The following is a 24,873-nucleotide window of genomic DNA, read 5'->3' on the forward strand; positions in this document are numbered from 1 at the left end:
GCGTCTCCGAGCCGTTATGAACCACGGATGGATGAAGGCATTGTTCGGTCCCGGGACCGCCATTAGGATTCCGTATGCGAATGCCTTGCGTTTCATGTGCGATCGACCCTTCACGGACAGAATGGATCTTGCAATCCTAAGCGAACTCGATCATGACGAGGCTTCTAGCGGGAATGCGGAACGCGGTCTCGCCTGCCTCGGCGATGTCTAGCCTCTCTGCGGACGCTCCCTGCCGGTAGATTCGTCCCTTCGGCTTCATGCCTGCTCGCGGAAAGGCGTCCGCGGCCGGCGGCGGTATGCGGACCTGCTGCATCTCCCCGCTGACGTTCGCGAAGAACCAGGCGACGCGCTCGTCCCGGTACTGCCAAGCCGAGTGGACGACCGCGTCCACCTCGATCTCTCCGGCGTCGTCGTATTCGGGCGTATCCTTGCCGTGATTGTAATGCCGCCAATCGAGCGCGATTCGCTCCCGCGCGAACGGCTGCGGCCGAAGCATGCGCCCGTAGGCCCAATACTTGGAGGCGTCTCCGGTGCGCAATTGCGCGTACAGCGCCAAGTAGCTCGCGCGTTCCGGCGAGAACGCGTATCCGCGCGGATCGAACGGGTAGTAGTGCTCCTCCGGCGCGTTCTCCCTGCCGTCCAGCCCTTCCATCGGGCTGTATTCGTAGTTCAGCTCGTATAGACCGCCCCATAGGTAAGTGCGCGCGACCGAATAATAATAGAGTCGCCCGATCTCCTCGACCAACTTGCCCCAGCCGTCCAACCGAAGCGCGCCGTACTCGTGGTAGACGTACGCGAACATCGGAATCAGCTCGGCATCGCCCGACTTCAGCAGCTCGCGGATCGGCCACCCTTCGAGCGGCGCCGCCGGCTGGCCGCCGGCCCGCGCCTGATAATAGTCGATCAGATCCAGCATCGTCTCGTTCATCATCTCGGTGCCCATCGGCACGAAGCGTCCCGACGCTTCGATCATGGCCGCTTTGGTATCGGCATAGTTCCGGCGGTAAGCTTCCTCGATCTGCCGGCCGGCGCCGACGGAATGGCCGTGCGTCTCGTCCATGCAGATCTTCAGAATGTTGTTGGCGGAGATGTCGTAGTAGATCGCGTCCACGTCGTCCGTCCGCGCGAGCGTCGCGTCCCGCTTCACGTGAAAGTCGTGCGCGTAAGGGTGGGCGGGACACAGGAACGGGAACTTGTACCCGTCGATGCTCTTCTTGTTCTCCGGGAACTTCTGCGCGGCCTCGCGTCCGCGTTCGCCGTCCGCCCCTTCGAAATGGTACAGATAATCGAACTCGAAAGGAGCGAACTTGTCGCCGCTCTCGCGGATCAGGGCGAGATTGGCGGGGTCGAACCGGGTGGGGAACCAATCGTCGAAGCCGCCGGGCACGCCCTTGTAGAATGTCTGCGGCGCGTTCGTCCAGTCCGGGCCGAGGATGTGGAACATCGGCGTTCCGACGTGCGCGCGGTAAGCGCGCAGCCACGGCGTCCGGTCCGAGCCGGCGTTGATGCCGAACGTGGCGGCGCCCATGTCCTCGTGGAGCCAGGCGCTGCCGTCCGCGGCGGCTCGATCGGCCAGCAGGCCGCGCGCGCACCACTTCTGCCGGACGGCCCAACGCTTGTAGCGGTCGGCCGCTTCATGCCAGCCGTCGCCGTTCAACAGCGCGAGCTGCACCGGATAATCCGGCGCCACGCCCCGCCCGGGTCCGATGTCTTCGCAGCCGTGAATAAAAGACGCTTCCAGCAGGTCATGGCCGTTCTTGTAGAAATTGAGCCACTTCGGATGGCCCTCGCCGTCCGGCGCCGCGAAGTAGAGCCCGCCCCGCCCCTCGCCGCAGTAGGCGAAGAACTGCATCGTCGCGCCGGAGAAGCTCTCGGGATAGGGCATGAAGCGGAATCCCGTCCCGTCCGCGGCGAACCGCTTGAGCGGATCGCGAACCAGGAAGCCGGTCGCGAACGGATGCGCGACATAGTCCCGGCCTTCCTCCGAGATCGGACCCAGATCCGGGATGATCGGATATTCCAGGCTGAGCAGCCGTTCGTCCGATCCGTTGTCGGCGGCGCACCGGAAGACCGCTTCATCACCGTCCTCCGACAGCGCGACGGTCGCCCGCACGGTGACGCCGGATGCGGTCCGCCACGTCAAGGCGACCTCCCGGCGCCCGTCTTCGCGCCTATCGTTCACCCAGGCGAAGGAATCGAACGCGCTGCTGAAGCCCGCGTCCGTCTCCAGCCGGAACGGCTCGGCGCCGCCGGAAGCCGCGATGTAGTCGATGCCCTTCGCGAGATCGCGCAGCCCCCGCACCGTCCCGTCCGATTCGCTCAGCTCCAGGCGGATGCGCGCATTTTCCAGTCGAATCACGATTCGTCGCCTCCTTTATTTCAAACCGGAGATCTTGATGCCCGAGATGATGTACTTCTGGAAGATCAGGAACAGGATAATGGTCGGCAGCGCCGACAGCGCGGAGCCGGCCATCAGCATGCCCATCTCGGTCGCGCGTTCGGAGCGGAACGAATAGAGGTACTGCATGATCTGGAACAGATCGGGATTGGTGATCGTCATGGTCGGCCAGACGAAGGAGTTCCAATAGGCCAGATAGGAGCCGATCCCGACGATGACGAAGACGGGGAACGACATCGGCACGAAGACGCCGGTGAAGATCTTGAGCCGCCCCGCCCCGTCGATGAGCGCGGCTTCCTCCAGCGCCAGCGGGATGTTCAGGTAGAATTGCCGGATGAAGAACATATGGCCGGCGGAAGCGACGCCCGGCAGCACGAGCACGCCCAGCGTGTCGAGCATGCCCATCTTGTTGACGACGATGAAGGACGTCAGCAGGATCGCCATGCCGGGGATGAACATCGTCGTGATGACGTACACCCACAGCAGGCGCTTGAAGCGAAATTCCAGGCGGGCGAACACGTAAGCCGCGGCCGCATTGACCGCGAGACTGAGCCCCGCGAAGAGCAGAGCGCCGCCGAAGGTGACCGACATCGCCGTCAGGAAGGCCGGGTCGCCCAGGATGTCCGTATAGTTCTGCACGAGCCACTTTTTAGGAAAAAACCGAAACGGCGTCGCGAGCACTTCCGCGCGCTCTTTGAATCCGGCCAGAATGACCCACAGCAGCGGAAACAGCGCGAGGACGGTGACGAGCGCGGCGATGGCCGCCAGCGCCGTTTTTTGAATTCCGTTCAACTTGCTCATACTTCGTATCCCCTTTCCGTCCGGTTACCCGTCGATCGCTTTCTCCGAATTCAGCACCCGGAAGATGATGGCCGATATGCTTCCCAGCACCACGAACAGCAAGAGCGAAGCCGCGATCGAATTGCCGACCATCACGTCGTTGCGGAAGTGGTTCAGGATGTACAGGTTCGGCGTCGTCGTGACGCTGAGCGGTCCGCCGCCCGTCATGACGAGGGACAGTTCGAATTGGGAGATCTGGGCCGTGAATCCGGTGACGAGCAGGTAGAGGATGACGTTGCGCATGAGCGGGACGGTAATGTACCGCATCTTGGTCCACGCGCCCGCCCCTTCCAGATCCGCCGCTTCGTAGTAGCTCTCCGGAATGTCGTGCAAGCCCGCCAGCATGATCAGCGTCGTCAAGCCGAAGCCCAGCCAGACGGCGGGCGCGGCGATACTGGGCAGCGCCGTCGCGACGTCCGCCAGCCACGCGCGGGGCTCCGCGCCGAACAAGCCGATGATATAGTTCGCCAGTCCGCCGGTATAGTCGAAGATGAACACGAAGATGACGGAGGCCACGATCCCGGAGATGATCGTCGGGATATAGACGGCCGTCTTCACGAAGCCGGACAGGCGCGGACCGAGACGTTTGACGACGTTCGCGAACAGGAATGCCAGCACCAGCAGCGCCGGCATGACCATCAGCGCGAACTTGAGGCCCACCCATACCGACTCGAGGAACAGATCGTCCGTCAGGACCATATAGAAGTTCCGAAATCCGACGAAGGCGGAATCCTGATAGAAGCTCCAGTCATAGAAGCTGACCCGGAGCGCGTAGAAGAACGGGACGACGACGAAGATCGTCAGCAGAAGGAAGATGGGCGCGAGCAGGAGATAGGCCGTCCCGTTGTCCTGTCGGAAGTTTTTCTTGCGCATGTTCATTCACCGCCCTAAATTCGGGATGAGGAGGACGGTCCGGGAGCGGTCTCCCGCGCCCGGACGTCCTGGATTGCGATCTGAATTGCGCTAGGCTTTCGGATTCGTGCCTGCGAGTTTGTTTTTCGCGATGAAGTCGTCGATGTCTTTCTCGGCCTTGGCGATCGCCTTGTCTACACTCGTTCCCTTCATCGCCGATTCGATCGCCGTCGAGAGCGCGAAGCTGACGTCCCACGGATAGATCGGCTCCGCTTGGGCGTACGGGATGACCTTCTCCGCGATCAAGGCGCGCCATGCGTCCTTCGAAGCGTCCACGTCGGACTTCATGGCATCGTCAACCGATTTGCGGGCAGAGAACTTGGAGAATTGAGCCGTCTTGAAGAAGTCGATCATGATGTTCGGGTCGCCGGCGAGCAGGTAGGAAATGAACGAAGCCGCTTCCTTCGGATGCTGCGCTTTGCCGTCGACGGCGAGCGTCCAGCCGCCGAGCGTCGCCGTCGTCTTCGTCTGATCGCCGTCGATCGAGGCCATCGGCGCCACGCCGACTTTGTCCAGCATGTTCTTGTACGTGTTGCGGAGCTGGCCGATCGCCCAGGAGCCGCAGATCTGCATGGCGACTTTGCCTTCGCCGAACGCCTTGATATCGGCGTAAGGCGCTAGCGCCTGCTTCGGCATGGCGCCGGATTGATAGGCGGTCTGATAGAAGTTAAAGACCGACTTGTAGGCGTCGTTGTTAATGTCCGCCTTCGACCAGTCGTCCGTCAGCGCGAGATGGCCGGCCGCATTGTACTGCATGCCCCAGCTGGACCAGCCCAGATCCGGCGCCGTCTGCGCGGTCGCGAGTCCGAACACGCCTTTATTCGTCAGCTTCTTGGCGTCGTCCAGCAGCTCCGCCCACGTGGTCGGCGGCTTCTCCGGGTCGAGACCCGCGTCCTGGAACAGGTCCTTGCGGTAATAGAGGACGGCGGACGGCTCGACCAGCTTCGGATAGGCATAGTACTTGCCGCCGACCGTGACGAAGTCGCGGATGTTGTCGTACAGGTCGTCGAACGCCGCCGGATCCATCAGATCGTTCAACGCCATGATCTGTCCCGTCTTGGCCGCGTTCGCGACGTTGCCGTAGTTGATCGTGCGGATCTCTGGCGCTTTGCCGGCCGCTTGCGCGGCCTTCATCTTCTGATCCCACGCGTCGCCCGGGACGATCGTCAGCTTGATCTCCACTTGATCTTGGGACTTGTTGAATTCGGCGACCCACTTCTTGAACCAGGCATCGGTCGTCTCTTCGAACTTCTGCGCCCAGAATTCGACTTTGACCTTCTCCGCCGGGGCGCTGTCGCTCGGACTTGCGCTCGCGCTTGCGCTGGCGCTGGCGCTGGGCGAAGCGCTGCCGCTGGCGGAGGAACTCGGGTCCGCGTTCTTGCCGTTCGAGCCGCCGCATCCCGTGACGGCCAGCGCCAGGATGAGGAGCGAGGAGCTTGCGATCGTCCAGGAGCCGCTCTTGCCGTTTTTTGCTTGCATGGTGAATCCTCCCTTTTTTATGAATGGTGCTATTTAAACGCGAGGCGTTTAAACCGACATGGATCGTTCGCGAGCGTCGTCCGAAAATCGCGAGTAGGGCAATAAACCGCTAAGCCTATTTGCCACGAATATCTGTATCCGCTTTCATTTTTGCAGCGAGGCCCGGAACCAGAACACGTTGTAGGGATCCCAGAGCGACAGCGTAAAGTAGATCGTCCTGCCGCCGTCCGCCGTGTAGCGTTCGTTCATGAACGGCGCGTACAGGCCCGGCTGCTCCGACGACGTCACCAGATCGATCGGCTCCCCCCACGGCCCCCAGGGAGCCAATCCTTCCCGGATGACGACGCCCCGCCCTTCCTTCAGATACGTCATGAGCCATCGTTCCAGGTAGGGATTCCAGACGACCGACAGCTCGCCGACGGTATCGTCCACGACCGTCCGCGCCGCCTTCGGATCGGAGCTCCAGATCGGTGCGCCCCGGTCGTCCAGACCGGCGAAGTACCGGTAGGCGGAGAGCCGCTCGATCTCCGGCTCGGCGACCTTCATCAGCTGGACGCCGCCGAAGCGGCCGGCCGGAATGCACCAGAAGTAGATCTCGGAACCGCCGCCGTCCGCCTTCGCCCGGAAGGGACTGACTTGGATGAAGTTGCCGTCGCCCGGCCATTGCAACGCGTTCAGCAGCGTCCAACTCTGGCCGTCGTCCGTAGACTTGGCTACGCTCGCGTAATTCGCATCCCAACGTCCCGGATCTCCCCAATGGTTGACCGACATATAGTACAAGTACAGAGCCCCGTTCGCGGCGATGCCGTGCGTCGGAATCTTGGTCATCTCGTCGTAGTCCGTCTTCAGCGAGGGCAGCAGCTCCTTGGCCGTGCCGATCTCGTCCGTGATCATGCCGTCCAGCCGGATGCCGTCCGACGGATCGGCGTCGGTCGTATACCCGATCGTATTGGAGCGCCAATAGCTCCCTCCGCCCCCGATCTGATCGGCGGCGCGTTCGCCGAACGTATCGCCGAAGACGAAATATGTCCGGTCGCCCGCGTTCATCATCGATCCGAGATCGGTGCCGTAGACGGCGTAGCGGTCGGTCTTGTTCGGCGATTCCGCCCCTGTGATGGGCCCGATCTCCTTCACGTCCTTCACGCCCTGCAGGACGAACTTCTTGCCCTTGGCGTTCAGCATTGGATCCGGCCGGGCATCGCCCGCGCAGCCGGCGAGGAGCAGGAGCAGGGCGGCTGCCGCCGCTCCGGCTTGGAACCTCATCTTCTCTACCCCCTTCGGGTCGGTTGGCCGGACGATCAGGGATTGTCGTGCCCGAAGATCCGGTTCAGACTGGCCGGATTGAACGGCTTGATATCGGGCACCGGCAGGCGCGCCTCCGCCTTCGGCAGCGGCGGGAACGGACGATGCGGCTCCTCCTGGTACCAATAAGCCGTCGACGAGACATCGTCGCTCCGGTGGTTGTTGTGCCCGTGCTCGATCGTCACCTTGATGCTCCGCTCGAACATGATCGGATCGAGGATATGGTAGCGGTACGTCGAGATCTTGCCGCTCCAGTTCGGCCCGCCCCCGAGGATGATGCCATGGTACGGCGTACATACTTCCTGCTGCGGGCACCAGGCGGTATTGAAGTAATCCTCCATCCCCGTTCCGTGCAGCGTCGGCGGCCACGGCTCGCCGTCGATGAAGATCATGTCGTCTCCTTCACCGTACCAGTTCCACTCCCGGGTATCGCGCAGATTGTGAACGTTGAAGTTGCAGCCCACGTAGTGCCCCCGGCCGACCGCGTCCAGGATGACGTAGTTGCCGTCGCCGGTCGTGTTCTTGCCGCCGAATTCGAAGTGCGCGTTGTCCGCGCCTGCCTCGGGGATGCCGTCGGTCGGATTTTCCCGGTGCCACTGGGCGTGGAATCGCAGCTCCTCCGCCGCCAGCGACTCGTACTGCTCGTAGTCGACATAGAAGTAGAACTTGATCGGCTGCGCCGCTTCGCTCTCGACGACGATGCGGGCGCCGCTCGCGAACGGCATCCGGAAGAAGCTGTTGAACGCCTTGCCGTCTTCGGGGCTCATCATCAGCGCCGCCGACGCGTAGTTGCGGGTCAAGCCGTGGCCCATGCCGAAGAAGTCGCCGATCGGCGCTTCCACGCTCGGCTCCGTCTCTTCGTCCCAATACATGCGGAGGACGATCTTGCGGGGCAGGAACGCTTCCTCGACGAGCGCGTCCGTCGCCATCGTCATCCAGATGTGGGTGATCGCGCCCGCGCCCCGGATGCTGCAGATCTCCGTCCTGTCGCCCGGCCCGATCGAAAAGTAGTCTTTGTTGCCGCCCGTGCGGTCGTAGCTGGATTCCCGCTTTCTTCGGCCGCTCCGGGCCAGACTAAGGGAAGCTAGGGAGGTGTGCATGGTCATAGATAGCGCTCCTTTTCACGTTCATTCTGCAATCGATTGCACAGCAGTTAGCGGAAACCGGTCACGCCTGACCGGTCTGGATGCGTTTGAGTTTCTTCATCACTTCGCTGGCGCCGCGTCCGAAATAGTCGTGCAGCTCCGTATACGCCTCGTACAGCCGATCGTAGATGCGCACGTTCGCCGGAATCGGCTTGAACGATTCCTCCCGGACCCGCGCCATCCGCCGGGACGCCTCCGCGATCGAGTCGTAGCCTCCGGCCGCCGTGCCCGCCGCCACCGCGCCGAACATCGCGGCGCCGAGCGCGGCCGTCTGCGTGGAAGCCGCGATCTTGATCTCCCTGCCGGTCACGTCCGCGTAGATCTGCATCAGAAGCCGATTGCGCTGCGGCAGACCGCCGCAGGCGTACAGCTCGTCGATCGCCACGCCGCCGTCCGCGAACGTCTCGATGATCTTGCGCGTGCCGAAAGCCGTCGCTTCGAGCAGCGCCCGATAGAGGTCCTCCGGCTTCGTCTGCAGCGTCAACCCGACAACCGCGCCGCCGAGCTCCGCGTCCATGAGCACCGATCGGCTGCCGTTCCACCAGTCGAGCGCGATTAGACCGCTCTCGCCCGGGCTGCGCTTCGAGGCTTCGCGCTCGAGCCAGCCGTGAACGCCGATCCCTTCCGCATCGGCGAGGCGCTTCACGTAATCGGGCACGGCTTCGTTCACGTACCAGGCGAACAGGTCGCCCACCGCCGGCTGTCCCGCTTCATACCCGTAATAGCCGGGGACGATCCCGTCCTCCGCGACGCCGCAGATGCCTTCGGCGAGCGCTTCCGTCTCGCTGAGGAGCAGATGGCACGTCGAGGTGCCCATCGCGAGCACCAGCTTGCCCGGCGACACGACGCCGACGGCCGGGACCATCGCATGCGCGTCGATGTTGCCGACGGCCACCGCCGTTCCGGGCCGGAGCCCCATCATTCCGGCCATCCGTTCGGTCAATCCGCCGGCGCGCGAGCCGAGCGGGAGGACCGGTCCTCTCAGCTTCGTGTCCGCCAAGTCGGCGAGGCGCGGATCGAGCGACCGGAAGAACGCCTCGGACGGATAGCCGTCGCGCTTGTGCCACGCGGCTTTGTAGCCCGCCGTGCAGCTGTTCCGCGCGAGCGCTCCGGTCAACTGAAGGACAACCCAATCGGCCGCTTCCATGAGCGTATCCGCGCGGTCGTAAATCTCCGGCGCCTCGTTCAGAATCTGCCAGGCTTTGGCGATCATCCATTCCGAGGACAGCTTCCCGCCGTACCGGGAGAGGAATGCCTCTCCCCGGGCCGCGGCCGCTTCGTTGATACGGCTCGCTTCCTCCTGCGCCGCATGATGCTTCCAGAGCTTCACCCAACTGTGGGGATGGTCCTTCCATTCGTTCAATAGACACAGCGGCGTGCCGTCGGCATCCAGCGGCATCATCGTGCACGCCGTGAAGTCGATCCCGATCCCGACGACGCGGTCCGGGCTCGCCCCCGATGCCCGCAGCACTTCGGGCACCGAGCGCCGCAGCACCTCCATATAATCGTCCGGATGCTGGAGCGCCCAGTCGAACCCGAGCTTCGCGCCCGAGCCGGGCAGCGCGTCGTCGATTACGCCGTGCGGGTAAGGCGTCACGTGCGTGGCGATCTCTTCCCCCGTCGCGATGTCGACGAGCAGCGCTCTGCCCGATTCCGTGCCGTAGTCGACGCCGATCGCGTATCTTTTATCCATCCGTTCCGGCCTCCGTTTCATCCTGCAATCGATTGCACATTAAGTAAACGCCGCTTATGTCCCCACCCTCTCCCTCATCTGCTTTGCGGTTGCGATAATCGATATCTGGATTAGTTCAGGCGGTTCACTTCATGCCGGAATATCTCGCAAGCCGGCTCCAGCTTCTCTTCCTTGGCTTGAATCCGGCGCAGCAGCAGCTCCCCCGCTCTCGTCCCCATCTCATACGGATGCTGATCGATATAGTAGAGACCCGGTTCCTTCAGCAGCGATCCCGCTTCGACCTCCCCGAAAGACGCGACCGCCATGTCGTCGGGAATCCGCAGACCGTTCCGGACGATCTCGAGCAGAACGCCCAAACTCATGCGGTTGTTCAAGGAAACGATGGCCGTCGGACGCGGATCCGAGGCGAGGAACCGTCGTACGGCGCGAATGCCGTCTTCAGTGGAGAATTCCCCGTTGTACACGAGCGGCTCCGACGCGATGCCGCGCGCCCGCAGCGCTTGGCGAACGCCTTCGTCGCGCTCCCGTCCAGTACTCGCGCGCGCCGGACCGTTCACGACGCCGATCCGGACGTGACCGTCTTCGAGGAGCCTGCTCGTCAGCCGAAACGCGCCTTCCGCGTTGTCCTCCGCGACGAGGTCCAGGCGCTCGCCCGCTTCCGCCGATTCCAGCTTCCGGTCGACGAGGACGATCGGCACGCCCGCATCGGCCAGCCGTCCGACAATGTCGTCGTTGCCCCCCGCGGTCGCGAGGACGATCGCGTCGACCCGCTTCTCCTGGAACAGCTGTAGCAGCCGTTCCTCCTTGCCGGGATTCTCGTCGGAGCTGCCGAACATCAACTGAAAGCCTTCTTGCCCGACCACGTCCTCGATCCCCCGCGAGATGCCCATGAAGTATGGGTTCGAGATGTCGGGCACGATGACGCCGATCATGAACGTCTTATCTTGTTTCAGGCTTCTCGCGATCGCGCTCGGCTGGTAGTTCAGCCGGTCGACCGCTTCCATCACCCGCTCCTTGACTTCTTCGCTGACGTAACCGCTCTCGTTCAGCACGCGGGACACCGTAGCCGTCGAGACTTCCGCCGCTGCCGCCACCTGCTTGATCGTTGCTTTAGACACTTGCCATTTCACCTCGTACGATTTCAACCACTGTGTAAACGTTTACGTAATCGATTACACATACAGATTACAAGACCTTTCGGGCGCCTGTCAACCCTTTTTTTGGTGAAAATCCCTAAGCGCCTGTCCCTTTCTCTTCGCACCAAGTAAAAACGGCTCCGCCGTCTTCAGGGAAGATGGCGATACGTTTTTATCGTCGGTCATACAGAAACGAAAAAGCGTGAAACTTATACATTCTGTCTGACCAAAAAAGCCAGCCGGCAAGTTCCGACTGACCTCGTTCTAATCATATGCAGCTTCCGGCCGCAGCCGACATGTTCCTGCCTCCGTTCAGCAGTTCTCCATATCCGCGTTCGACTCGGGCAATCCGGCCAATTGGATCAGCAGCTCGATGAGCTGCGCGCGCTTGTCCGCCGGCAGAGAACCCGCGACGGCCTCGGACGCTTCCCGCATGGCGACCGCCGTCTTCATGATGATCGGCTTCGCTTCCTCGACGATACGGATCAACGTGGCTCGGCGATCGTCGGGATCGGGCACGCGGACGATGACGTTCTCCTGCTCGAGCGCATCGACGAATTGGGTGACCGTGCGCGCTTTGATGCCGAGCGACGCGGCCAGATCGCTCATCCGAATCTCGCCGGCTTGCAGGACGACCCGCAAGAACCTCATCCGGGGTCCCGTTAGGAAGGGGGGAATCTCGCTGTCGCTCAAGCGTGCCGCCAATTGGCGGTGAATCTGATGGGTGGACTTGAACAGCGTCTCCAGCAGATACCCGGGAGGCGGAAAATCCTCGGGAAGTGGAACGTTGGGCTGACTCATCGATATCCTCCTTGGCATGCCTAAAAGCTGGGAATGCACATCCATCTATCGCATGCTGCTGAGTATATACAATATACGCTTACTCTATAGTTCTTATTGTACGCGAATGCGATCGTTCTGAAAAGGACGAACGAAAGCTGATCATAACATATTGGGGAGGACCCGGCACAAGTATAACAACATTCAGGCTTGCGCCTGACGCACATAACCTCCCCCGCTTGCAGAAGCGTGAGTATCCTGTGCGAAGTTTGATGAAGAAAACACCTTCACGCCTGATGATCTTCCCGGTTATGCAGCAAGGGTATTCGATTTTGCTACGATGCATCCCGATTTATTTCGATTAATGGCATGGTACGGTTTGGAACAGAAGGCCGTTAACTTAACCGAGCGTGCCTCCGTCCAACAAAAGAAAATCAATGAGGTATTAAATGCGCAAAGCGCCGGGCTGGTAGGAACGACATTCACCCCAGGTTTTCTTTTGACTGCTATCATGGCCTTAGCTACTGCATGGACGGCTACGAATCCTTTTGGCCCGTCATACGACCCTGATGCCTTGAAAATGCCAAGCGAGACAAAGAAGACAATCGCCAAGGCCGTTAGCCTGATTACGAAAGGCGAAGAAGGCATTACAAATTGAGATTCATTTTCCGAACGATGCTTGCCAATTCGTTGAATAAAAGACTGCTGATCGTTTAGATCGGCAGCCTTCACTTGTTTTTTGTTGAGTTATTGGGAAGAGACCGCGACTGCATCAACTTGTACATTAAAACCAATATCACTTCGTATTATTGTTCTTGCCGGATATGGAGGTTGGAAGTAACCCTTCGCACATTTTCAAGTGTTTGCCTAACTTGTTCTTCAACGGAACACTCAAGCGTATTAGGTCCTTGTCCAGCAACATATACAGTGTCCTTTACTTTAACTGCCTGAGAGTAAGCTAAACCTAACGGATTTTCCATGCCGAAGTATTCTTCAATTCCATTCACCCCTAAAGAAGTCCGACATTTTAAACAATAGCTTTCTTGAAGTAATAATGATTACTCCCGATTGGAGCATCTTCAAATACTGCAACTTCGTTATAACCGTTCTTTAGATAAAATTCGGGAGCTTGAAAGCTGAATGTATTTAGCTTAATAAAGGTACAGTTTTTTTCCTTAGCGATATTCTCAATAAAATTTAACAGTCGGGTACCGTAACCCATTCCTCTAAGCGATTCTTCGATCCAAAGAATATCAACCTCAATCCAATTCCAACAGAGAACGGCTAGCATTCCACCAATAACGCTTCCATCGCCATCCTTGATGGTCAGATTGATTTCTTCATAGCGGGAGCTTAAATTCTCAGGGGCATGCTCCGCATTATATTCAATCAGCCTTCTCCTAATGTAATCACTTTCTTCTTTGTTTCCAAAAGAAATACCCGGTTCCATGATAGCCCCCACTTTCGATTGGATTACATCAACTATTCGCCGGCTCTAATCATTTCCCCTTGTTTGAGCCTGGGTGAGGAAGCCGAACATCCGTATTCATTTTGCAATTGCGATTTTCGCCATCTGATCGATGACTTATCATCTGTTTCGCTGCTCAAGACCAATAGCGAATCTCCGGAAAACAAGTCAATCTCCCATTCGTATTTTGCAAACAAAAAAGCACCAAGCCCAAAATAGGGGTTAATCCCTATTGGCCCAGTGCTCCCCAAACTCGATCTCCGCCAGCTTCCTTTAGCCTTCGGCCGCCTGTTCGACGTAAGCCGCCAGCATGCGCACCCCGAAACCGGTCGCGCCGACCGCCTGCTCCCCGCGCGCGGAGGATGCCTCCTTCGGCCCGTTGATATCGAGATGCGCCCACTTCAGCGAAGGATGAACGAATTTGCGCAGGAACAGCGAAGACGTGATGACGCCCGCCTCTCCCTTGCTGCTGATGTTGCTCGTGTCGGCGTAGTCGCTGTCCAGATACGACTCGTACTCGTCCACCAGCGGCAGCTGCCAGATGCGCTCGTCGTACGGTTCCCCCGCCTGCCCGAGCGCCCGGATCAGCCCGTCGTCGCCCAGCGCGCCGGCGACCTTGGAGCCCAGGGCGCCGACGACCGAATAGGTCAGCGTAGCCAAGTCGATCGCTTCGGCCGCGCCGAGCCGATGCGCGTGAATCAGCGCGTCCGCCAGCACGAGGCGGCCTTCCGAATCGGTGTTGCCCACTTGGACGGTCACCCCGTTCGCGTAGCGGATCACTTCGCCCGGCAGCAGCGCGCGGTCGGACGGACAATTCTCCGCCGCCGGCACCAGCGCGGCCACGCGGACCGGCGCGCCGCTGCGGACGAGCGCGTCCACGGCGCCGAGCACGGCCGCCGCGCCCGCCATGTCCATGCGCATGTCGCTGATGTCGTTGTCCCGCTTCAGACTGATGCCGCCCGTATCGAAGGTGATGCCTTTGCCGATGAGCGCGACGAGCGGCTGCGACTCGTCTTCGCCGTAGCGAACCTCGATGAATACGGGCGGGTGCGCGCTGCCGCGGCCGACGGCGGCCAGCCCCGCGAAGCCGAGACGCTCCAGCGCCTCATCTTCGTGGACGGTCACCTCGGCCGCGGTGCCCGCGAACCGCGCGATCGTCCGTTCCGCCAGCGTGCGCGGGCGCAGGCCGTTCGGCGGCTCGTTCGTCAGATCGCGCGCCCAGATCGTGCTCTCCGCCCGGATGCGGGCGAGGCGCATCGCCTCTCTGGAGGCCGGGCCGTCCTCGGCCGCGAGCGTGAGGTTCAGCTCCGGACGAGGCTGCGCATTCGACTTGTACTTGTCGAACGTATACGTCCCTAGCAGCGTCCCCTCCACCCAGGCGGCGAGCGTCTCCGGTTCGGCGCCGAACGGCGCGCCGGGCGCCCGCATCAGCGCGAATGACACGGCTGCGTCCGTACGCTGCGCGGCGCAAAGCGCGCGCCCCGCATTGCCGGCAGCCTCCCGGAGGCGCGCAGGCTTATATTCTGCAGCCGAGCCCAATCCGGCGATGAGGACGTCCGGACGTCCGTCCGCGCCGTAGAACCACGTGACTGCGTGCCTCGCGCCCGTCTGCGGCGGCAGCTTGGCAGCGCCGAATCCGCGCAGCGCCTGCAGCTCCGCCGCGTTCGCCAACCGATCCGCGAACGCGGGCAGGACTACCGTCCCTGCCGAAGCGTCATCCCCGAGCTCGAATCTCATCGTACGATTCCCCCATCCGCTTCCACGATCCACGTCTCGAACGTCTTGCCGCCTTCCTGCATCCGGATGACGCGGGCGCCCCGCTGCAGCTTGCCATAGCAGTTGTAGCCGGTCACGCGCCCGTAGCAGAGACGGATGCCGTGCAGGGTGCCGCAGTAGTCGTTGTCGTGGTCATGGCCGACGAAGGTGCCCATGACGCCGCCCGACTGCACCATCGCTCCGAACAAGCCGGTATTTACCTTCGGGCATTCGACGTTCTCTTCCTTGGTGCCGACGACGTCCGTGCCGTCGTTCCAGACTTCGTCGTACTCCGGTACCGGGATATGGTAGAAGGCCAGCGCGGGCAGCGGCCCGCCCGCCTCTTCCGCCAATCGGCGGGACTGCTGCGTATACCAGTGGATCTGATCCGGATGAATCCAGGCGTAGCCGCCGATCGGCTCGGGCGCGTTGATCCCCGAATCGAAGAAATACAGCGCCGCCGCATCCGCGCCGTCCGCGTCCGCCGCCTTCACCGTCAGTACGTAGTTGCCGACGCCGTTGATCTCCGCCGGCCCGGCGGCGGACAGGCAGTTCCGGTCCTCGCGCTGGATCGCCAGCAGTTCCTCGCGGGTCACCCCGGCTTCCGCGTCGTGGTTGCCGAAGACGGCGGCCCAGGGTACCTGCGCGGCCGAGATCGGCGCGATCGCCCGGCGGAACGACGCCTGCGGATCGGGCACGCCGTGGCTCCAGATCATATCGCCCGTCAGCACGACAAGGTCCGGCTTCACGTCCGCGAGGATGCGCGCCGCGAGCGCGGCCGTCTGCCCGTCCTTCGCCAGATCCTCTTCCTTGTCGTCCCCGAAGTGCATATCCGTGAACTGCACGATCGTGAACGAGCCGTCTTCGCGGAACTTCAGATCGCTTGTTGTCTCTCCATTCATATCCGATTCCTCCTCTAGACGATGTCGGCCGTTACTTCCATTCTCCGAGCAGCGGCCGGTAAGCCTGCAGATAGTCGGCGACGAGCTGCTTCGCAAGCGAATAGGAACCGACCAGCGGATGCGCGGTCAGCGCCTCGACCGCGAGCTCCACAGACCGTTCGCGCACCGCCGCTGCGGTCAGCCGCTCGAAGCGCTTGACGCTCCGCATCAGCAGATACTCCGCTTCGGGGACCTCGCCGATCGGCACCGGCACGGCGCCATTCTCCCCGATGCTGCAGGAGACCTCCACCACGTCGTCGTCCGCGAAGCCGAGGATGCTGCCGGCGTTCGGGACCGACAGGACGACGGTGCGCTCCGAACCCGTCCGGAGCGCGTCGACGAAGTCGAGCATGACGCCCGCGTAGCCGAGCGACTCGGGCAGCTTCAGCGCCTCGGCCGGCACCTCGGGTTTGGCCTGCGCGTTGGTCTCGATCGCCATGTAGGACGCTTCCCGCTTCTGCGTGTAATACAGATAAGTCTGAAGCGCCAGCTCCGGCTGCTTCGGAATGTCGATCTCCTTGAGCGCCTCGAGCATCGCCCGGTTGTTCTGCGCGATCATCTGGCCGCGCGTCTGGCCGGCGTTCCGAATGTTGGCGATCGCCCGCTCCCGGTGGTAGTAATAGTAGAGGTATTCATTCGGCAGATAAGGGAGCGATCGCAGCAGATCGGCATCGAACATCGCGAATTCGCCGACGCGGGACGTGAAGTCCGGATCGTTCTTCAACGCTTCGAGTCGATCTTCGCCCCGGTAGACCGCCTTCCGGATCCAGGACAAGTGATTGAGGCCGAAGAACTCGACGTACAGTTCTTCCGGATCGACGCCAAGCGCTTCCGCCATCCGCAGCTTCGTATGGCTCGGCGTATCGCAGATCCCGATCACCCGGTCGTAGCCTTCGCTGCGCAGCGCCTGGGTGACGAGCCCCGAAGGATTGGAGAAGTTGAATATCCAGGCGTTCGGCGCGACCTCCCGGGCCAGCCGGCAGTAATCCAGCAGTACGGGAATCGTGCGCAGCGCCATCGAGAAGCCCGCCGGTCCCGTCGTCTCTTGGCCGAGGAGACCGTACTGCATGGCGATCCGCTCGTCCTCGGCGCGGGACGCCTCCTTGCCTGCGCGGATCGTCGTCACGATATAATCCGCTCCCGTCAGGGCCGAGCGGGGATCCGTAGACAGCTCGATATCCAGCGGCACGCCGCTGCGGGCGACAACGACCCGGCAGAGCTGCCCGATCGTCTCGAGCTGCGCCGGGTCGACGTCCAGCAGCACCAGCTTCGTGATGCCGCTCTCCGCCGCCTTGAGCGTCAAGCTCTGCGTGAAGAGAACGGCCCTTACGCCGCCGCCTCCGATCAATGTCAGCTTCATTGCGCGACCTCCCAGTTGTCCGTCGTATGCGCGATCTTCTCGCGGATGAACCGTTCCACCGCCGCGCGGTCCCCGACGCCCGTGCTCCCCCCGAACCGGCTGACCGATAGGGCGCCGCACGCGTTGGCGAGCAGCAGGCACTGCTCCGTCCGATACCCGTTCAGGAAGCCGTAGACGTACCCCGCGTTGAAGGAGTCTCCCGCCCCGGTCGTATCGACGACGTCGACCTCGAAGGCCGAACGATAGGACATGCGGCCGCCCACCGACGCCATGGCGCCCGCCTCGCCAAGCTTAAGCACGACGTGGCGTCCGTGGCGCGACAGCTCCTGCAAGCTGCGCTCGGTCGTGGCGCAGCCGGTATAGCGCCTGGCCTCGACCTCGTTCATGAAGAAGATGTCCACTTCCCGCATCAGCTCGAAGATGCCTTTGTACCATTCGCCGGTATCGTCCCAGCCGACGTCGAGCGAAGTCGTCAGCCCCAGCCGCTTCAGCTTGCGCGCCATGTCGACGTATTCCTCATGGTTGCGGCTGCCGCGGTAGCCCGTGAGATGGACGTGGCGTCCCAGGACGACGCTGTCCATGTCCAGTTGAAGCAGGCTGAGCTCCGCGTTGGTCCCGGTATACGTGATGAAGGAACGGTCCTTCTCCGGATTGATGGCGATCGAGATGCCGGTGTTGTACTTGCTGCTGGACCGAATATATCTGGTATCGATACCAGATTGAAGGAAACGCTCGCGGATGAATTGGCCGAACCCATCCTCTCCGAGAACGCCGTTGAATGCAAGCTTCATGCCTAGCTTCGCCAGCGCCAAGCTGAACAGCGCCGCGCCCCCTCCGACATGGAGGGTCATATCGTTCACGAGCACCTCTTGTCCGGGCTCGGGCATCTCGTTGCACCCGGCCACCACAAGATCAATATTGGCGTCGCCGATCACGACGACATCGTATGGTTTCACAGTTGGTCACATCCCCGTTGGCTTGCGGATTCCTCCACTCTCTTTGTTGCGGTCATTGCTGGATGCTCCGGCAGCTCTCGCGCACGGCGATCCGGTGCGCCAGCACGACGTCGCCGGCTTGTTCCGATTCGCCCGCGATCTGCTGCAGCAGCACGTTCATCGTGACTTGGCCCATCTCCTGGATGGGCTGCTCCATCGAAGTCAGCGCCGGACGGACGAGTTCCGTCAGCTGGCTGCCGTCGAAGCCCATGACGGAGATGTCTTCGGGCACCCGCAGCCCCTGGTCGCGGATGCAGTTGATGGCGCCTACCGCCATGTCGTCGCTGACCGCGAAGACCGCCGTCGGCGGATTGTCGATGCGCAGCAGTTCCTTCATCTGATCGTAGCCGCTTTGCACTTTGTAGTCGCCGAAGCGAATATGCTCGTAGACGAGCTTCTTGCCTTGGTCCGTCATCGCGTTGCGGTAACCGCTGTAGCGGTTCTGGCCCGACGTGATGTCGCGCATGTCGCCTCCGATGAATCCGATCGCGTCGTGCCCCAGCTCGATCAGGTACCGGGTCGCTTCGTAAGCGGCCTTGTAGTCGTCGACGATCACCGAGACGAACGACTGATCCATCGGCTTCACGCTGGAGAAGATGACGGGAATCCGGATCTTATGAATGAATTGGCGGATGGGCTCGTTGATCTTCTCGTGCATGATGATGATGCCTTCGACCCGCATCTCCTGGAAGACGTTCAAATATTTGAGCTCTTTGTCGATATCCTCGCTGATATTGCAGACCAGCAGGTTGTACTCGTTCTCGCTGGCCACGCGCTCGATGCTGCTCAGGATCGTCGAATAGAAGCTGGATGTCAAATCCGGCACGATGACGCCGATGAGGTTCGTTTTTTTGCGCACCAAACTACGGGCGATTTGACTCGGCGTATAGCCCAGTTCTTCGATGACCCGGTTGACCTTGGCCCGGAGATCGTCCTTGACGTATTTCTCTCCGTTCAACACCCGGGACACGGTCGTTACGGATACGCCTGCGCGTTTCGCCACGTCTTTGATTTTTACCTGCAACTTGCTCACCTCGTCATCTGACTCGATTGCCAAAAAGATGGATTCGACGGCAAAGCCCCATTCTCCTGTCTGATTACGCGTCTTGCCCGATAAATAATGGCTGGGAGAACGCGGCGTACCCGCCTTCGAGATAGACGGCGATGCGAACGTAGCCTTCGTCGCCCCGGCAGGCGTACTTCGCCTGGCTGATGCGGCCGGTCGTCTCCTGCAGCGCTTCCCCGTCCTTGCCGAAAAACGTGACGTACTTGTACATCTTGTCGAGCAGATCGTTCGAACGCAGATCGGCGACGATCGTATCCCCTTCGGTGCGGATCGCGTCGAACCCGTAGCCCGTGGATACGTAGAAGTTGCCGTCCTTGATCGCGGCGAGGACCGCTTCGTTCGTGTTGTCCTGCGCCTGCACGACGTTCCACGCCCGCTTCTCCTGCCCGTAGACGTGAGAGTCGTCGTTGCCGAAGCCCCATACGCGGCGTCCGGCGGACAGCAGCGCATCCCATTTGTCGAACGCGATGTCGTACTCCGGATTGCCGTCTCCGTTGTAGACCTCCACCCCGAGGTAGCGGTCCATCTTGATCATGTCTTCCAGCTTCCAGTAGTTGGAGAAGTACCGGTTCGGGTGCACGAGCACCGCGAAACCGCCGTTGTCGTTCGTCCGGTCGACGAACCGCTGATAGTTCTCGATCGTGAAGTCGTTGCTGTAGTTGTCCATAATCGCATGCGGCGGCTGGACGAGGAGCATATGCGTCTCCCGGCTGCTGACCTCGATCGCTTCGAAGACGGTCGGGATGTCCCGCTTGCCCTCGTGCTTCGTAATCTTGTCATGGTCGGAGATGCCGAGGAAGTCGTAGCCGCCGTACATCTTGTAGACGGTCTCCAGCGGGAACCAGCCGTCGCTGTTCGTGGTGTGGTTGTGGAAGCTCCCTCTCAGCCATGTCCCTTTTTGCGCGTAAGGATTCAAGATGTTCATCAACGATTCCGCCCTTTCCCGGCTACGCTATTCTTTCATGGAACCGATCATGATCCCTTTGGCGAAGTACTTCTGCACGAAAGGATAGATGATGATGATCGGCGCGACGACGACGATGATGGTCGCCATCTTCAAGGAGTTGCCCGTGATCTGGATCTTCTCCAGCATCTCGTATTTCGCGCCGGCCGCTTGGCTCAGCGTGTCTCTCATCGCTTCCGCGCTCATGAGCATCTCTTGCAGCAGCGTGGAGAGCGGACGAAGGCTTGCTTCCCGGATATAGAAGGCGCCGGTGAACCAGTCGTTCCAATGGCCAACGGCGTTGAACAAGCCGATCACGGCGATGACCGGGCGGCTCAGCGGCATGATGATGCGCATGAATATCGTGAAGTCGTTGTACCCGTCGATCCGGGCAGACTCCTCCAGACTGGGATGAATCTGCTGGAAGAAGGTTCGGATGATGATCAGGTTCCACGCGCTGTACAAGCTCGGAATGATGTATACCCAGATGGTGTTCGTCAGATGAATCGACTTCAGCAGCATGTAATAGGGAATGATGCCCCCGCTGAACAGCATGGTGAAGAAGATGAGCATCATGAAGAACTTCCCGCCGGGCAGCGACTTGCTCTTCAGCGCGTAGGCGGCCATCGCCGTCAGGAATACGCTGGCGATCGTGCCGACGAACGTACGGAACACGGAGATCGCGAAGGCGGTTCCGATGTTCGACGCTTGAAATACCTTCTCGAAGTTCTCCAGGGACCAGATGCGCGGCCAGAAGAAAATGCCGCCTCTCTCCGCGTCTTTGCCGGGATTGAACGACAAGGCCAGAATGTTCAGGAAAGGGAGAATGATCGAGAGACATAAGGCGATGATGAGCAGATAGTTGACGATCTTGAACGCCCGCTCGCCGGCGCTCAGCTTATAGAATTCGTTTCCCACGGTCCTCCTCCTCCTTTTGGGCGGAGCGGCGGTTCATCCGTGTCAGGGATCAACCGCCGGTCTGCTTCATCTGTCTGACGCTAGCCGATCTTCGCGTTATTGATCGAAGATCACTTTCGTTTTCGGATCGTTGTTCTTGTCGGCGACGAGCTTCAGATAATCGTCCAATCCCGCGGCTTTCATTTGCTTCAGGGCGTTGTCGAGAATCTTCTGCGCCGCTTCGGAGGTTTTGCTGTAGTAGGCTTGAACCAGGCTGTCTTTGTAATTGTCGAACGCCGCCTTCAGGTCCGTCCCCCGGTCGAACTCGCCCAGGAAGGAGTTCGGCGTATAGCCGTCGACGATACGCGCCGCCTTGCGTTTGTCGTCCCAATGCCAGTAGTTGGCGATCTTCAGCGCGCCTTGGTCTTCGTCCTTCTTCAGCTTGTCGCCGTATTCCATCTCGCCGAAGTCGGCCATATAGTCGATATCGGTGCCGCCGAGCAGCTCGCCCCAATAGTTGCCTACGCCGCCGAAGCCGAGCTTCTTCGCTTCGTTCGGATCCTTGGCCTTCAGATCGAGCACTTCTTGCTTGACGAGCGGATTGCCGTCTTTGTCCAGCGTATAGTCGCGGCCTTCCAGACCGTATCTCCAGAGCAGCTTGCCTTCGCGGCTCGCCAGGAAGTCGGCGAATTTGACGACTTCTTCCGGCTTCTTCGTCGAAGACGGAATCGCCCAGGCGGAGTAACCCGACTTGAAGGCGACTTGCATCTGATAAGGACCGTCAACGGCATTCAGCGGACCCAGCGGAACGTAATGCATGTCTTGGTTGAATTCCAGATAGTTGTGCATGTCGGCGATGATGCCCCAAGATCCGTTCAGGGCGCCTTCGGTCGAACGGCTCTCGTCCATCGTGAAGAATTCCGGCTGCAGCAGCTTTTCCTTCAGCAGCTTTTGGACGTACTCGACTTTCTTCATCGCATAAGGCGTCTCGGCTTCATGCAGCACCTTGCCGTCCTTGTCTTGCTTGATGAATTGGCCGACATCGCCCCACTCCAGATCGGCGAATAGGCGTCCGATCTCTTGGCCGCCCCAGTAGTTGGGACCGATCGGGCTGATCTCTTTGCCGTTCGTGTCTTTGAAGTGGCCGTCCTTGATCTTCTTCGCGAGCTCGTACAGCTGATCCGTCGTCTTGATCGTGCTCGGGTCGAGGTTCAGCGAGTCCGCGATGTCTTTGCGAATGTACGGTCCGCCGACGTACTTGCGCGTGTCGTAGCCGCCCTGGCGGTTGACGTTCATGTGTACGAAGTAGGTGGAGCCGTTGAACTCCGGCCGGAACATGACGCCATACTGCGTATCCAGGGGCAGGAAGCCTTCTTGCTCGTATTTGCTGTAGATCTTCGTGTCCTTGAGCAGCGGCGTCAGGTCGGTGAACATGCCTTCGCGCGCCGCCTTCAGCACGACCGGCATCTCCGGACGACCGCTGTTGTTCAGGTAGAAGGCGATGAAGTCGGGCAAGTCATTGGCCGCGAGGCCGGCGATCAGTCCGTCGATGGAATGGTCCGCCTTCATGATCTGGATCTCGAAGTCGACGCCCGTCAGCTCTTTGATCTTCGCTTTGATCTCCGGGTTCATATCTTCGGTGTAATCGTCGGTGCCCATGAAGACCAGACCCTTGATCTTGCGGTCCGCCACCCAAGTGGCGGGCTTGCCTGCGGAGGACCCGGCCGAAGCCGTGGCGCTCGCGTTCGAGTCTTTGTCGCCGTTGGTGCAGCCGGCGATCAGCATGGAAGCCATCACAGGTATCGCCATAAACTTTGCCCATCTCTTGCTCATGCTTTATTCCCCTTTTTCGAAGATAGTGTATGAAATACGTCGAATGACGTTTTCCACCGGAAATGGCGTTTGCGATCTTCATCATTCTGGTATCGTTACCACAATGAGGTATCGGAAACTTTGCGCGAGATGCGGTTCGCCAGAACGACGAGCACGAGTCCGATCAAGCCCTGCATCATGCCGACGGCGGTCGCGTAGCCGTACTGCCCGCTCTGCAAACCTACGCGGATGATGTACGTATCCAGAATGTCGGACAGCTGCATGTTGCCCGGCGTTCGCAGCAGGTACAGCTGGTCGAAGCCGGCGGAGAGAATGTTGCCGAGCGACAGGATGAAGAGGATGACGATGGTCGGCATGATCGACGGGAGCGTGATGCTCCAGACTTCCCTGAGCTTGCCGGCCCCGTCGATCTTGGCCGCTTCGTACATATCCGGGTTGACGCCCGAGATGGCGGCCATATAGATAATCGAGTCCCAGCCGATCGACTTCCACAGGTGACTGCCGAACATGATCTGGTAAAAGTACTTCGGATCCATCATGTAGTACGTGCTGCCGTCGCCGCCCATGCCCGAGATCAGTTGGTTGAGCAGTCCGGTATCCGGCGCGAGCACGCGCTGGATCAAGCCGACTACGACGACCCAGGACAGGAAGTGCGGCAAGTACATGACGCTCTGCGAGACGTTCTTGAACCACTTGGCGCGGACCTCGTTGAACATGAGCGCCAGGATGATCGGGAAAGGCAAGTACAGGAACAGCTTCATGGCGCTGATGATCAGGGTGTTCTTGATCAGTTGGCCGCTCTGATACGAGCTGAAGAATGTCTTGAAGTAATCGAATCCTACCCACGGACTTCCTAGAATGCCTTTGTTGAACTTGTACTCCTTGAAGGCGAGCAGCAATCCGCCCATCGGAATGTACGAGAAGACGATGAAGAAAGCGATGCAGGGCAACAACATGTAGTACAAGTACCGATGCTGCACGACGCTTTTCCATAAAGCGCTTCCACGACCGTCTGACCGGGTTGTCTTCTTTTGCTGCATGAGTCTGGATCACCTGCTTTGTCGGATTCGGCCCTGGCGTCGGTTCTCTTCGCCGCCGTTTCTGGTAGCGATTCCAGATGCAGCGAAAAAAAGAGAGGATGTTGCCGGGACCTTTATTGTAAACGCTTAACTGTCTCGAGTGTAACACTTCCGGCTCGTGTTGACTACAGTCTTTTTTTATTTTTTTTGGAGCCGGATCAGACGCTCCGGCCGTCTTGTCGTAATGGCATCAACTCCCATCCCGCCGTATTTCTTCATCGCCGTCTCGTCGTTCACGGTATAGACCCAGACCAGAAGGCCACGGGCATGGGCGGCTTCGACCATCTCCCTGCGGCAGGTCCGGGCGTTCATATTCAAGCCCGCGTAGCCGCCTGCCGCCGCCGCGTCGCACGCCGAATCGGCGAACGACGCATAACGCAGCATTTGAACCGGCGAGAGGAAGTCCGGCGTATTCAGCATCGCCCGGACGTCCGGATAATGCGCCGCGATGCCGTCCGTGCAGCCGGTGACGTAGACGCGCCCGGCCGCGTTCAAGCGGCGGACGAGATCCATTGCGGGCGCGACGGCGTCCGCAGACTTGACGTCCAGGTTCAGGCGCGTGCCTTCGCGCTCCGACAGCCGGATCGCCTGCTCGAGCGAAGCGAGCTCGTACTCGCGGTAGATCGGGTCCAGCCGACAACGGACCTCGGGCCGGTTCAACGCTTCGTACGCCTGCGTGCGAAGAAGCGGCGAATCGTCATGCAGCAGGACCGGCGTGCCGTCGCCGGCGACGCGGACGTCGACCTCGACGATGTCGGCGCCGATGCGCATCCCTTCGAGGAACGATTCGACCGTGTTGTCCGGATGGACGCCGCAGCCCGTATGGGCCGCAACGAGCGTGTGACGCATGG

The 24,873-nt window shown here is 60.7% G+C and carries 21 protein-coding genes and 1 pseudogene; 1 reads left to right on the forward strand and 21 read right to left on the reverse strand.

All coding sequences use genetic code 11. The annotated features are described in order from the left end of the window. Positions 1–136: 136 nt before the first annotated feature. The 9 genes from H7C19_RS17255 to H7C19_RS17295 all read right to left on the reverse strand — a co-directional run bounded on the left by H7C19_RS17255 (position 137) and on the right by H7C19_RS17295 (position 11,706). Positions 137–2,359 (reverse strand): DUF6259 domain-containing protein, encoded by a 2,223-nt coding sequence (locus H7C19_RS17255; protein ID WP_185143911.1) that lies wholly within the window; start codon positions 2,357–2,359, stop codon positions 137–139. Positions 2,360–2,374: 15 nt separating this feature from the next. Then, a complete protein-coding gene (locus H7C19_RS17260) occupies positions 2,375–3,199 on the reverse strand; it encodes a carbohydrate ABC transporter permease (protein ID WP_185143912.1) in 825 nt (274 codons plus the stop codon). Positions 3,200–3,223: 24 nt separating this feature from the next. Next, positions 3,224–4,111, reverse strand: a complete 888-nt coding sequence (locus H7C19_RS17265) for a carbohydrate ABC transporter permease (RefSeq protein ID WP_185143913.1) — start codon at positions 4,109–4,111, stop codon at positions 3,224–3,226. Positions 4,112–4,201: 90 nt separating this feature from the next. After that, positions 4,202–5,629 carry an ABC transporter substrate-binding protein gene (locus H7C19_RS17270; protein ID WP_185143914.1) on the reverse strand — a complete coding sequence of 476 codons (1,428 nt, stop codon included), beginning with the start codon at positions 5,627–5,629 and terminating at the stop codon, positions 4,202–4,204. 144 nt (positions 5,630–5,773) lie between these two features. After that, positions 5,774–6,892, reverse strand: coding sequence for a glycoside hydrolase family 183 protein (locus tag H7C19_RS17275; protein WP_185143915.1), 1,119 nt, complete (start codon positions 6,890–6,892; stop codon positions 5,774–5,776). A gap of 35 nt (positions 6,893–6,927) precedes the next feature. Continuing rightward, entirely contained in the window at positions 6,928–8,037 is a 1,110-nt protein-coding gene (locus H7C19_RS17280; RefSeq protein ID WP_185143916.1) for a glycoside hydrolase family 172 protein, read from the reverse strand. A 61-nt stretch (positions 8,038–8,098) separates the two neighbouring features. After that, on the reverse strand, positions 8,099–9,769 hold the full coding sequence (locus H7C19_RS17285; RefSeq protein ID WP_185143917.1) for a ribulokinase: 1,671 nt from the start codon (positions 9,767–9,769) through the stop codon (positions 8,099–8,101). Between the two features lie 110 nt (positions 9,770–9,879). After that, positions 9,880–10,887: a LacI family DNA-binding transcriptional regulator gene (locus H7C19_RS17290; protein WP_185143918.1), complete on the reverse strand. Its 1,008-nt coding sequence runs from the start codon at positions 10,885–10,887 to the stop codon at positions 9,880–9,882. A 330-nt stretch (positions 10,888–11,217) separates the two neighbouring features. Continuing rightward, positions 11,218–11,706 (reverse strand): MarR family winged helix-turn-helix transcriptional regulator, encoded by a 489-nt coding sequence (locus H7C19_RS17295; protein WP_185143919.1) that lies wholly within the window; start codon positions 11,704–11,706, stop codon positions 11,218–11,220. 289 nt (positions 11,707–11,995) lie between these two features. On the opposite strand from H7C19_RS17295, the pseudogene H7C19_RS17300 reads away from it, so the two are divergent. Then, positions 11,996–12,343: pseudogene (locus H7C19_RS17300) on the forward strand (TetR/AcrR family transcriptional regulator); the annotation flags it as partial. 148 nt (positions 12,344–12,491) lie between these two features. Here H7C19_RS17300 and H7C19_RS17305 read toward each other — a convergent pair. The 12 genes from H7C19_RS17305 to H7C19_RS17360 form a co-directional block, all read right to left on the reverse strand. Next, positions 12,492–12,692: a RidA family protein gene (locus H7C19_RS17305; protein ID WP_185143920.1), complete on the reverse strand. Its 201-nt coding sequence runs from the start codon at positions 12,690–12,692 to the stop codon at positions 12,492–12,494. 20 nt (positions 12,693–12,712) lie between these two features. After that, positions 12,713–13,135, reverse strand: coding sequence for a GNAT family N-acetyltransferase (locus tag H7C19_RS17310; RefSeq protein ID WP_185143921.1), 423 nt, complete (start codon positions 13,133–13,135; stop codon positions 12,713–12,715). 291 nt (positions 13,136–13,426) lie between these two features. Then, complete coding sequence (locus H7C19_RS17315; RefSeq protein ID WP_185143922.1) at positions 13,427–14,890, reverse strand: leucyl aminopeptidase family protein; 1,464 nt, start codon at positions 14,888–14,890, stop codon at positions 13,427–13,429. Continuing rightward, complete coding sequence (locus H7C19_RS17320; protein ID WP_185143923.1) at positions 14,887–15,810, reverse strand: metallophosphoesterase family protein; 924 nt, start codon at positions 15,808–15,810, stop codon at positions 14,887–14,889. Before H7C19_RS17320 ends, H7C19_RS17315 begins: the two co-directional genes overlap by 4 nt. Before the next feature lie 31 nt (positions 15,811–15,841). Then, positions 15,842–17,209, reverse strand: coding sequence for a family 4 glycosyl hydrolase (locus tag H7C19_RS17325; RefSeq protein WP_185143924.1), 1,368 nt, complete (start codon positions 17,207–17,209; stop codon positions 15,842–15,844). After that, entirely contained in the window at positions 17,206–18,165 is a 960-nt protein-coding gene (locus H7C19_RS17330; RefSeq protein WP_185143925.1) for a carbohydrate kinase family protein, read from the reverse strand. Before H7C19_RS17330 ends, H7C19_RS17325 begins: the two co-directional genes overlap by 4 nt. Before the next feature lie 52 nt (positions 18,166–18,217). After that, entirely contained in the window at positions 18,218–19,237 is a 1,020-nt protein-coding gene (locus H7C19_RS17335) for a LacI family DNA-binding transcriptional regulator (RefSeq protein WP_313731752.1), read from the reverse strand. Positions 19,238–19,301: 64 nt separating this feature from the next. Continuing rightward, positions 19,302–20,195 carry a PHP domain-containing protein gene (locus H7C19_RS17340; RefSeq protein WP_185143927.1) on the reverse strand — a complete coding sequence of 298 codons (894 nt, stop codon included), beginning with the start codon at positions 20,193–20,195 and terminating at the stop codon, positions 19,302–19,304. Positions 20,196–20,222: 27 nt separating this feature from the next. Continuing rightward, positions 20,223–21,131, reverse strand: coding sequence for a carbohydrate ABC transporter permease (locus H7C19_RS17345; RefSeq protein ID WP_313731754.1), 909 nt, complete (start codon positions 21,129–21,131; stop codon positions 20,223–20,225). A 96-nt stretch (positions 21,132–21,227) separates the two neighbouring features. Continuing rightward, positions 21,228–22,943 (reverse strand): extracellular solute-binding protein, encoded by a 1,716-nt coding sequence (locus H7C19_RS17350; RefSeq protein WP_185143928.1) that lies wholly within the window; start codon positions 22,941–22,943, stop codon positions 21,228–21,230. Positions 22,944–23,038: 95 nt separating this feature from the next. Beyond that, entirely contained in the window at positions 23,039–23,983 is a 945-nt protein-coding gene (locus H7C19_RS17355) for an ABC transporter permease (RefSeq protein WP_185143929.1), read from the reverse strand. Between the two features lie 177 nt (positions 23,984–24,160). Continuing rightward, a complete protein-coding gene (locus H7C19_RS17360) occupies positions 24,161–24,871 on the reverse strand; it encodes a glycerophosphodiester phosphodiesterase (RefSeq protein WP_185143930.1) in 711 nt (236 codons plus the stop codon). Positions 24,872–24,873 lie beyond the last annotated feature (2 nt).

Origin of the sequence: Cohnella nanjingensis (genome assembly GCF_014212125.1) — a bacterium.
Classification (GTDB): domain Bacteria; phylum Bacillota; class Bacilli; order Paenibacillales; family Paenibacillaceae; genus Cohnella; species Cohnella nanjingensis.